The sequence below is a fragment of the Pseudoalteromonas sp. SIMBA_162 genome, assembly GCF_046535955.1.
In the GTDB taxonomy this organism is placed as follows: domain Bacteria; phylum Pseudomonadota; class Gammaproteobacteria; order Enterobacterales; family Alteromonadaceae; genus Pseudoalteromonas; species Pseudoalteromonas marina.
The window spans coordinates 1-1331 of sequence record NZ_JAWJBQ010000049.1 but is presented as its reverse complement, the minus strand read 5'-3'; the positions used below and the strand labels follow the sequence as shown (position 1 = coordinate 1331).

Here is a 1331-nt window from a genome sequence, read left to right as displayed (position 1 = left end):
GATATTCGTTGGTTATTACTATTTCTAGTAACAGAGCAGACCTTACTTATTTCGTCGTGGCACCTGTCTTCAGTCTATGTTCGTGGTTCAATGCAGCGTTAGCTGCATTGCCATCCTAACGCCGTCGGTGGTTGTGCCACACCCGATGCTTGATCCCATGCATTAACTCTAATTCTTTTATCATGCGGGTACTCTTGCCAATCTAAGTTTTTTATTCACTGGCGTAAGCACCACTTCTCTTGCAATAGCCCATATGTACGCAATCATTTCTCGGGCAATGGCGGTAACAACCAGATTGTAGTGTTTCCCTTTGGCTATCATTTTTTTATAGCGTTTGCAGAGCCTAATCTGTGCTTTCCACGCAATATCAATAATGTCCTTTGGTAAACCTTCTTGTCGTTTTTGCATATCTGTGGATATATTTGCTGCATAGCGATAAGTATGAGCACCTTCCACAAGAAGGCGCCTTGCTCGGCCGTTCCCGCATTTTGTGATGGCGCCAATATGGCGTTTGCCACCACTCGAGTGTTCACTGGGTACAAGACCGAGATAACTCATTAATTTGCGGGGATGGTCGAAACGCGATAAATCGCCAAGCTCAGCAACAACGCCAGTGGCGACCAACAAACGGACACCACGCATAGCTTGTATTGCTTTTACTACAGGATAATAACGCCACTGGTGAACGTGGTGTGTTAGTTCATTATCTAGCCGCTCAAGTCGGCTTATTCGTTCGGTAATTGTGTGTAAAAATTCTTGTAAGACGATGTGCTGAGCGGGGTGTGGCAACACAAGCTCAGTGAGCCAACGTAAATGTTTTTGTGACCAATTCGCAGTGCCTTTGTAATTAATATTATTGCGAAGCAGCAGCGCCTTTAATTGATATTTGGCATCTTTTAAATCCTTCATGGCTACTTCGCGTGCACGAGATAAATCACGTACAGCTTCATCTTCAGGCTCAGGAACATAGATAGGTGTTAAATCTTCAGACTTAAGTAATTTAGCAAGCTTAAGGGCATCACGTTTATCGGTTTTAATTTTCTCACCAGGTTTTTTAGGAATAAGAGAAGGTGCAACCACATAACAGCAATGGCCAAGGCTGGTAATTAATCGGTAAATCCAATAACCACATGGGCCAGCTTCATAAACAAAATGAAGTGTTGCGCCAGGGTATTTCGATTCGAACTGGCGAACAAGCTTTTGAACGGCCATTTTGGAAGACGAAACTCGGCCAAGATGAACAGGTTGCGCACCTCTATGTTCTTCAATATAGGCAACTTCATTGAATTCTTTATGTGTATCAAGACCGATAAAAAGTATGCTATGTTTAT

General features: G+C 43.1%; 1 protein-coding gene. It reads right to left on the bottom strand.

Going from position 1 to position 1331, the window contains the following annotated elements:
• Positions 1–180: 180 nt before the first annotated feature.
• On the bottom strand, positions 181–1331 hold a 1151-nt coding region (locus tag R0J88_RS18600), incomplete at its 5' end, for an IS110 family transposase (RefSeq protein ID WP_410900681.1).